The sequence below is a fragment of the Rhodococcus sp. (in: high G+C Gram-positive bacteria) genome (genome assembly GCF_049299235.1).
In the GTDB taxonomy this organism is placed as follows: domain Bacteria; phylum Actinomycetota; class Actinomycetes; order Mycobacteriales; family Mycobacteriaceae; genus Rhodococcus.
Genome location: NZ_JBAQXC010000150.1, coordinates 1 through 9,147, shown reverse-complemented (window position 1 = coordinate 9,147; position 9,147 = coordinate 1). Strand labels below are relative to the sequence as shown.

At 68.7% G+C, this 9,147-nt stretch carries 8 protein-coding genes; 2 read left to right on the top strand and 6 right to left on the bottom strand.

Annotated features, from left to right (window positions below; translation table 11 throughout):
- Positions 1 to 1,109: ABC transporter transmembrane domain-containing protein (locus tag WAX14_RS09230; protein WP_422627784.1), on the bottom strand; the 1,109-nt coding region annotated here is incomplete at its 3' end.
- Positions 1,110 to 1,146: 37 nt separating this feature from the next.
- Entirely contained in the window at positions 1,147 to 1,989 is an 843-nt protein-coding gene (locus tag WAX14_RS09225; RefSeq protein WP_422627783.1) for a siderophore-interacting protein, read from the bottom strand.
- A gap of 243 nt (positions 1,990 to 2,232) precedes the next feature.
- On the opposite strand from WAX14_RS09225, the gene treY reads away from it, so the two are divergent.
- Positions 2,233 to 4,608: a malto-oligosyltrehalose synthase gene (treY, locus tag WAX14_RS09220; protein ID WP_422627782.1), complete on the top strand. Its 2,376-nt coding sequence runs from the start codon at positions 2,233 to 2,235 to the stop codon at positions 4,606 to 4,608.
- A 9-nt stretch (positions 4,609 to 4,617) separates the two neighbouring features.
- On the opposite strand, the gene WAX14_RS09215 is transcribed toward treY, so the two are convergent.
- Together WAX14_RS09215 and WAX14_RS09210 are read right to left on the bottom strand one after the other, a co-directional pair.
- Positions 4,618 to 5,442: an ABC transporter permease gene (locus tag WAX14_RS09215; protein WP_422627781.1), complete on the bottom strand. Its 825-nt coding sequence runs from the start codon at positions 5,440 to 5,442 to the stop codon at positions 4,618 to 4,620.
- Positions 5,439 to 6,434, bottom strand: coding sequence for an ATP-binding cassette domain-containing protein (locus WAX14_RS09210; protein ID WP_422627780.1), 996 nt, complete (start codon positions 6,432 to 6,434; stop codon positions 5,439 to 5,441). The genes WAX14_RS09215 and WAX14_RS09210 overlap by 4 nt, the downstream gene beginning before the upstream one ends.
- Positions 6,435 to 6,494: 60 nt before the next feature.
- On the opposite strand from WAX14_RS09210, the gene WAX14_RS09205 reads away from it, so the two are divergent.
- Positions 6,495 to 7,337: a TetR/AcrR family transcriptional regulator gene (locus WAX14_RS09205; RefSeq protein ID WP_422627779.1), complete on the top strand. Its 843-nt coding sequence runs from the start codon at positions 6,495 to 6,497 to the stop codon at positions 7,335 to 7,337.
- A 96-nt stretch (positions 7,338 to 7,433) separates the two neighbouring features.
- On the opposite strand, the gene WAX14_RS09200 is transcribed toward WAX14_RS09205, so the two are convergent.
- Positions 7,434 to 8,225: an ABC transporter permease gene (locus tag WAX14_RS09200; RefSeq protein ID WP_422627778.1), complete on the bottom strand. Its 792-nt coding sequence runs from the start codon at positions 8,223 to 8,225 to the stop codon at positions 7,434 to 7,436.
- Positions 8,222 to 9,004, bottom strand: coding sequence for an ABC transporter permease (locus WAX14_RS09195; protein WP_422627777.1), 783 nt, complete (start codon positions 9,002 to 9,004; stop codon positions 8,222 to 8,224). Before WAX14_RS09195 ends, WAX14_RS09200 begins: the two co-directional genes overlap by 4 nt.
- Positions 9,005 to 9,147 lie beyond the last annotated feature (143 nt).

The window sequence follows — 9,147 nt, the reverse complement described above, 5'->3', positions numbered from 1 at the left end:
AGTCCGCGCAGGGGACCGTGCGTGAGCCCGTCGATGCGCAACGGCCCGGTCGCTGCCTCCGCACCGACTGTGCCGATGGTCGTGGCCGGGGGCGCCTGCAGCACCGTGAGGATGCGGCGGGCCGATGCGAGTGCCGCCGCCCACACCGCCCCGGCGTTGGTACCGAGTGCCCCGAGCGGCCCCATCACGAACTGGGTGAGCCCGACGACGGTGATCAACTGGCCGATGGTGAGTCCACCCCCGACCGCGGTCAGGCCGGCAGCGACACCGATCGCGACGACGAACAAGCCCGAAATGGATTCCATCGCACCGAGATAGACGCCTTCGGAGCGGGACGCGGCGAGCACGCCGTGCAGGGCACGGCGGCTGGCGGCATCGTAGCGGCGCGCAGCGACCCGCTCACCGCCGATGCCCTTGACGACGCGGAATCCGGTGACCAGGTCGGTGGCGGTTCCGGCGGCTCGTGCGGCCATCTCCTGCTGGTGTTCGCTGCGGGCCCGCAGCGACCCACCGGCACGGTCGAGAATCCCCAGGATGGTGGGGGCGCCGAGTAGCACCGCGACACCGAGCGGCCACGAGATGGTGAGCAGGACGATGCCGGTGAAGATCACCGCGGCGACCTGACCGATCGGATAGACGCCGATCGCGGATGCCATCGCCAGCCGCTGCACATCGGATGTGGCGATCGACAGGGACACCCCGGGGAGCCGCGCCGGACCGGCCATTCCCCGGGGATCGAGGATGCGGGCGGTGACGCGGGTGCGCAGTTGGTGCTGCACCGCCTGCATGCCGAGCAGCCCGATTCTCGAACCGAACCGGAACGAGAAGGAGAGCATCGTGAACACCGCGCCGAGCACCACGATCCACAGCACCAGTTGGGCGCCGTCGTGGGTGGCGATGGCGCGGTCGATCGCCAGTCCCATGACGACGGGAACGAGTGCCTCACCGACCTGATGCCCGATCATCAGCACCGCCGCAGGCACGGTGAGCCGGCGCGCCGCGAAGATGGTGCGGACCGTCAATTGCCGTGCGGTGGTGTTCTCGTCGACTCGGATGGGCGGGGTCGGCACCGGTTCGGCGGGGATGAATGTCGGTGGGCGTAGCTTCATGGCTCCTCGTGGGGTCGTGGCACCTGGCGGGGTTCGGTCAGGCGTCGTCGCCCTCGTCGTCGTGGTGATCGAGGTTGACCACCCCGCGCTTCCAGTACCCGTCGATGTCGACACGATGCTTGGGCAGGCCGAGTTCCCGCCGGAAGTAGCGCCGGATCGGTTTGAGGGTGCCTGCTTCGCCGGCGGCCCACACATAGTAGGGGTCGGTCGGCAGCGTGGCGGCGCGGATCGCGTCGGCGAGCAACTCGGTGCTGCCGGGTGCGGCGGTACCGCGATGCAGGTAGGTCACCTGTGCGTGCGCGGAATGCTCGAGGTCGATTTCGTCGTCCGCGTCGGTGACTTCGACGAACGCCTGGATGTTCGCGGTCGCGGGGAGTTCGACGAGCCAGCGGGCCAGCGCGGGCAGCGCGGTTTCGTCGGCGGCGAGAAGGTAGGCGGGATATCCGGTCGGGACCAGGACCGAGCCGCGCGGGCCGAGCACACCGAGGGGCGCACCGACCTCCACGGTCGTCGCCCACCGCCCACCGACGCCGTGCTCGTGCAACACGAAATCGAGGGTGAGTTCACCGGTGTCGGGATCGAACGCACGGATCGTGTAGTCCCGGAACTCGAGTCGACGACCGTCCGGTTCGACCCACCGGCCGCCGTCTTCGATACCGGGCATGGCGATATCACCGGTGTCGTCGGGGAAGAACAGTTTCACGTGGTCGGTGGGCCGGCCCGTCCCGTGCGGAAATCGGTCGATCTGTGCGCCGCCGACGACGATGCGCCGCATCCGGGGGGTCAGGTCGACCGTGCGCAGGACCGTCAGGCGGCGGGGCACGAGATCGTGCAGGACCAACTTTTCGGTGAGGTCGTCGACGCTGTCCGATGTGGTCATCCGGTGGCTCCGTTCGTCGGTGTGCTGCAGGTATTGCGACGTCCACTGATGCGGGTGCCGTCGGCCGCGGCGACGCCACGGGACACCGCCGAGCGTCGCACCGCCACCCGCAAATTAGGTTAGCGTAAGGTAAATCGACTCAGGCTAACAGCAGGCCCGGGCCGACTCAAACGCATTCCCGCGACGACAGCCGGTCGTCCCCGGCGAGCACCGGCGCGTCACCCGAACTAGGGTCTATTGGTCATGGAGCCCCCCACCGTCCGGCGCGTTCCCGGCACTCCGATCCCGGTGACGGCAACCTACCGCCTGCAGTTGCGGGGCGACGCACTGCGGTTCGACGACGCTGCCGAACTCGTCGACTACCTCGACGAACTCGGCATCAGCCACCTCTATCTGTCGCCGGTCCTCACCGCTGCGACCGGCTCGACGCACGGCTACGACGTCACCGACCCCTCCACTGTCTCCGAAGCACTCGGCGGCCGCGCCGGCCTCGACGCGCTCGCCGATCGGGCACGATCGCGCGGCATGGGTCTGGTGATCGACATCGTGCCGAATCACGTGGGGGTCGCCGACGCCCGGCAGAACCGGTGGTGGTGGGATGTGCTGCAGCACGGGCAAAGCTCCCGCTACGCCACACATTTCGACATCGACGTCGCCCCCGACAACGGCTCAGACGGGAAGATCGCGCTGCCCGCGCTCGGCGCCGGCGACGGCCCCGGCGACCTGACCGTCGACCGTAGCGGTCCCGAACCGATGCTCGCCTACTACGACAAGCTCTTTCCGATCGCGCCCGGCACCGACAGCGGCACCGCGACCGAGATCCACACCCGGCAGGTGTACCGGCTGGTGCCGTGGAACGCCGGACTCGTCGGCTACCGAAGGTTCTTCACCATCGACGATCTCGCGGCGGTCCGGGTCGAAGACCCGGTCGTGTTCGACGATGCGCACGAGCAGGTTCGCGCATGGGTGGACGGCGGTCTGATCGACGGCATCCGCGTCGACCATCCGGACGGGCTCGCAGACCCGGCCGAGTACCTCATCCGACTGCGGGCACTGCTCGGCCCCGACCGCTGGCTGGTCGTCGAAAAGATCCTCGGCGCCGCCGAACCGCTCGACCCTACGCTGCCGGTGGACGGCACCACCGGATACGACGCGTTGAACGAACTCGCCGCGGTGTTCGTCGATCCGCGCGGCGAATCGGTGCTGACCGAACTGTCCCGCCGCTGCACCGGGGCAGCCGAGGACGCGGCGTGGTTCCACCAGCAGGAAGTGCAGTCCAAACGGGAGGTCCTCGCCGGCGGACTGGCACCCGAGGTGCGCCGGCTCGTGCGGGTGGTGCGACGGAACGCCGAGGCGGCCGGTGTCGAGGCGGAGTCGGTGCGGGAGGCGGTGATTGCCGTGGCGGCGGCGCTGCCGGTGTACCGGGCCGACTATGCGCCCCTCGCCGGTCTCCTACCGCGGGTCGTCGGCGAGGTCTCGGATTCCCGCCCCGATCTGGAACCGGCCCTGCGACTGGTCGCCCGCGCGCTGGCCGCACAGGGTGAGGCCGCGGCGCGGTTCGGGCAGGTGTGCGGTGCGGCGACCGCAAAGGCGGTCGAGGACCGCCTGTTCTACCGTGCCTCCCGGCTGATCTCGCTGCAGGAGGTCGGCGGGCAGCCGGGCCGGTTTGCGATGCCGGTGTCGCAGTTCCAACTCGCCTGGCACGAGCGGGCACGGCGGTGGCCACGAACGATGACGACGCTGTCCACCCACGACACCAAGCGCAGCGAGGATGTGCGCGCACGCATTTCGGTGCTCTCGCAGGTGGCAGCGCAGTGGGCCGCGCACCTGGCCGCGTGGGACGGCGCCGTGCCGAGTCCCGATCCCGCCATCGGATCGTTCCTGTGGCAAACCCTGTTCGGCGTGTGGCCCGAGGACGGGGTGGTCACCGCGGAGTTGCGCGACCGCATCCACGAGTACGTGCGAAAGGCGCTGCGGGAAAACGGCACCCGAACCACGTGGACGAACATCGACGACGGGTTCGAGACCGCGGTCGCGGCGTGGATCGACGCGATCGTCTCCGGTCCGGTGAGCGATGCGCTGACCGCGTTCGTCGGCGCGACGGCACCGCACGTCGCCGCCGTGTCGCTCGGCCAGAAGCTGTTGCAACTGCTCGGCCCCGGCATCCCCGACGTGTATCAGGGCACCGAACTGTGGGACGACTCGCTGGTCGACCCGGATAATCGGCGGCCGGTCGACTTCGATGCCCGCAGAAGACTCCTCGCGGATCCGAACGCGGCCCCTGCGAAGTTCCGGGTCGTGCGCGAGGCACTGCGGCTGCGTCGTGCGCGGCCCGCGAGTTTTGTCGGCGGAGCGTACGTCCCGCTGCTCGCATCCGGCCCGGCCGCCGGGCACGTGCTGGCGTTCGGCCGCGGACCGGCCGCAGCCGACCTCGACGTCGCTGCGGTGGCGATTCTGCACACCGCACGCGTGCGCGAGGCCGGCTGGGACGGAACTCTCCTCGACCTTCCTCCCGGAACGTGGACGGATCGGCTCACCGGCCGGACTCTGACCGGTTCGGTTCCCCTCGGTGAGGTCGTGGGCGTTCTCCCGGTCGCGGCACTCGAGCGGTCGAGGTGAAGACCGGGCTCAGATCGTCCGGTTGACAGTGCGGATGCCGACCCACAACCCGACCGCGCAGGTGACGAATGCGGCGACGAATCCCCACGCGACGTCCGCGTCCCACAGGGTGCCGGTGAACAGTGCCCGTTCGGCGTCGACGACGTAGGTCAGCGGATTCAGCTTCGCCACCGCCTGCATCCAGCCGGGTCCGGCGTCGAGTGGGAGCATCATGCCGGCGAGCAGCAGCAGCGGGAAGATGACCGACTGCTGCACCCCCCAGAACAGCCATTCCCTGCCCTTCGCGGCCAGACCCAGCGCGTAGGACAGCGCACCGAGACCGATCCCGAAGATGCCGAGGATCAGCAGACCCACCAGTACCTGGACCGGGTAGAAGGCGAGACCGAACGGGATCGCCACCACCGTGATGAGCAGTGCCTGCACGACGAGTGGCGCGAACTCCTTCAGTGCCCGGCCGACGAGGATCGACGACCGGTCCAGCGGCGTCGCGAGGATGCGTTCGTAGGCACCGGTCATCAACTCGTACAGCAGGTTTCCGCCGACCATCCCGGTGCCGAAGATCGCGATCATCACGAGCACACCGGGCAGGAACCACTGCAGTGCGGATTCGCCGTCGATGCCACCGGCACCGAGCATGCCGTCGAGCAGCGGGCCGAACAACGCGAGGAACACCAATGGTTGCAGCAGCGAGAAGATCAGCGAGAACGGGTCCCGCAGCACCACGAGGATCTCACGGGTGAACACCGCACCGACGTCGTGCAGCCACTTGCGCAGCCGGGAACGGTCGGTCACGGCGTCGTAGTCGGCCGTGGTCCGGTTGATCAGGTCGGTCATGCCGCCTCCTCGCGCAGGGACCTGCCGGTCAGGTTCAGAAACACATCGTCGAGCGATGCGGGTTTCACGTCGGTGGACGTGACGGCCACGCCGGCGGAGTCCAACGCCCGCATCAGCGGCGGGACGAGTTCGGGACCGTTGTGGGTGGCGAGCGCGAGCCGCACCGCACCCGCAGCCGACGACGTCTCGGTCACGGACGTGACGGTCGCGGGGAGCACCGACCGCGCGGTCGCGGCGTCTTCTCCTCCGGCCAGTTCGACGGTGACGACGTCGTCGGCGTAGTCGCGTTTGAGTACCTCGGGGGTGGCGTCGGCGATGACCGTGCCGTTGTCGATCAGCACGATGCGTTCGGCCATCGCATCGGCCTCGTCGAGGTAGTGGGTGGTGAGCAGCAAGGTCATGCCGTTCTCCTCGCGCAGTCGCAGGACGTGCTCCCACAGGTTGGCGCGGGCGTGCGGGTCCAGACCGGTGGTGGGTTCGTCCAGGAACAACAGCCGCGGATGGTTCATCAGGCCCATCGCGACGTCGAGCCGGCGGCGCTGTCCACCGGACAACGATTGCACGGTGCGCTTCTCGAGCCCGGTCAACTCGAGCGCCTCGAGCAGGTCCGAAGCGCGCTGTTTCGCGATGTCGCCGGGGACGGAGTAGAACCGCGCCTGGTTCCGCAGTTCGTCGCCGACCCGGTAGGAGTATCCACCGGCATTGCCCTGGCCGACGTATCCGATGCGGGCCCGGACCGCAGCCGGGTCGCGCACGACGTCGCGTCCGGCGACCTCCGCGGCGCCCGACGTCGGCGTGAGCACCGAGGTCAGCATGCGCATCGTGGTGGATTTTCCGGCGCCGTTGGGGCCGAGGAAGGCCACGAGTTCCCCCTGGGCGACGTCGATGTCGATACCTTTGACCGCTTCGACAGTCTCTTTCCTTCGACGAAAGGTCTTCGTGAGTCCCCTCGCCCGAATCGCATTTTCCGTACGGTGTACCGATTCAGTCACAAGTTCGACGGTACGCTGTACGAGAACAACGCGCAACGGCATTTCTCCGAGGAGTATCGAATGGGCGAGACCGACCCGTCCGGCAGCACCGCACCCGCTGCGGGCAACAAACGATTCGCGCCGCTGTGGGAACCGCCGCCGACCCCGACGCGCGGTCGTCCCGCCCGGGTCAGCCGCGCACACGTGGTCGACGCGGCGGTCGCCATCGCCGACGAGAACGGCCTCACCGCCGTGTCGATGCGTTCGGTGGCACGCGCACTCGGTGTCGGCACGATGACCCTCTACTCACACGTGCCGTCGCGCGATCACCTGGTCGACGCCATGATCGACCGCGCCTACGCCGACTTCTCGCTGCCCGATCCGGCACTGCCCTGGCGACCGGCCCTCGAGACCTACGCGCGCGGATACTTCGCGTTGCTGCGCACCCATACCTGGCTACTCACCGTCAACACCTGGCGGATGCCGTTGGCGCCACACGTGTTCGACGTCGACGAGGCCGCATACCGCATCCTCGTCGACACCGGCCTGACCGCGAACCAGATCGTCGAGACCCTCGGGGTCGTGAACCAGGCGGTATCGGGGTTCGCGCGCGCCGCCGACGCGGAGGTCGCCGACGAACGCGATCAGGGAACCGACTACGAGGCGTACTGGTCCGCGCAGACCGACTTCTGGGAGAACACCTTCGACCCCACCCGCTATCCGACGATGACGCGACTGTGGACGGTCGGCGCGTTCGACAATGCCGCCACGCCGTTCGACCTGCGCATCGGCGCACTCCTCGACACGATCGCGCTGCTCATCGAGCGCGCCGACGGTTCCGGCAGTGCCGTTCCGACCTTCGACGAATGCACGCGCATGCCCGGACCCGACCCGGCCGGATGCGCCGGTGCGACCGACGCATAGTCCCGACACCGCACGCCCGAGGCTTCCACACTCCGGGCGGACAGCCGCGCGCTGCCGGCACCGCGCGGCTGTCCCCGTCGTCGACTGGTGTGGGCGTCAGCACAGGGCGCGGCGGTACCCGCGCACAAGGGGGACGGCGCACACACAGATGAGTCCGGCCGACCACACCAGGGTCCGGACCAGCGGTTCGGTGACCGGACCGCCCAGCGAAAATGCCTGCATCGTCGTAACCGCCGCGGTCATCGGCTGATTCTCCACCACCGGGCGAACCCAGCCGGGATACGCACTCACCGGAACGAAACCGGGGTTGAAGAACAGCAGCACCGTACACAACAGCGAAATACCCTCGATGACAACGGTATTCGAGGACGAAAGACCGACGGTAGTGACGAGGACCGCGAAGCCGACACCGAGGATCACCGGCACCACCACGAATCCGAACGCAGCGGCCACCCCGACGTGGAATCGGAATCCGAACACCACCCCGATCGCCACGATCACCGTGGTGGTCACGGTGATCCGCACCGCCTCCGCGACCGACCGCGACAACAGCGCCGACGCCCGATGAACAGGCAACGTCCACAACCGTCCCGGCAGACCCGCCTCGCATTCGCGACGAAGCGTGACCGCACCCGCGAGCGAACCGAGCAGTGCACTCATCACCGCGACCATCGGCACCGTGCCGTACAGCGCATCGTGGCCGGCGAACGCCGTGACCTGCCGGCCGAGTACGACGTCGAGCATCACCAGCATCGCGACCGGATAGGCGAGGGTCTGCACCAGCGTCATCGGATCACGCCACCACCGGGTCAACAGGCGCTGAGCCTGCAACCACGTGTGTACCACCAAGACTCGGACCGAATCCTCCTCGATGTGCGCCGTCGTCATGATCGCCTCCCGACACCGCGCACCGACATCCATCCGACGATCGCGAGCAGCGCGGACAGCCACAACACCGTCGGGAGCAGAGAACGCGCGTCGGCTGTCCCGTCGGCCAGGCTGCGCAACGCGATCGAGAACTGCGAGACCGGCTGATTCCGGACGATCGGCTGCGACCACTGCGGGAACTGCTCGAGAGGAAGGAAACCACACGAGAGCATCCCGAGTACGAGCTGCGGAACAGCGAGCGCCCGGGTGGTTGCCTCGGGACTGCGCGACAAGGCCCCCACGGCGTCGGCGACAAACGTGAGAACCACACCGATCAACAACGCCAGCACACAGAACCCCAGGGCCGCAGCCGGTCCGGCGTCGAACCGGAATCCGATCAGATGGCCGCACACCACCGCGACCACGAGCGCGAGAACGCAACGAAACGCACTCGCCGAGACCCGTGCCGCCACCGGAACACCGGCAGCTATCGGCATCGTCGCGAAACGCCGGTCGACGCCGCGCACCGCGTCGGTAGCCGCGACGAACGCCGCGGTGATCGCCGTGAACGACACCGCCTGCAATGCGAGCAGCGGCATCAGAAACCGGCCGTAGTCGACGCTGCCACCGGAGAACATCGTGACCACCGCGTGCAGCGGAACATAGAAGCCGAGCGTGAACACCACCGGTGCGATCAGCGCGGTCACCACCGAACCGCCACGCAGCGCCGATCGCACCCCACGGTCGGTGAGGACCCACCACTGCCGAAGCGGTGTGTATCCGGCAACGAAACCGCTCACGCCGCGGCCCCCAGCGGTGTCGAACCGTCGCCGGTGAGGGCGAAGAACACCTCGTCGAGCGACGGGCGGCGCAACGCGATGTCCGCGACCTCGATACCCCGGGACGCGACCGCAGCGGCCACCCGGGCGACGGTGCTCGCCCC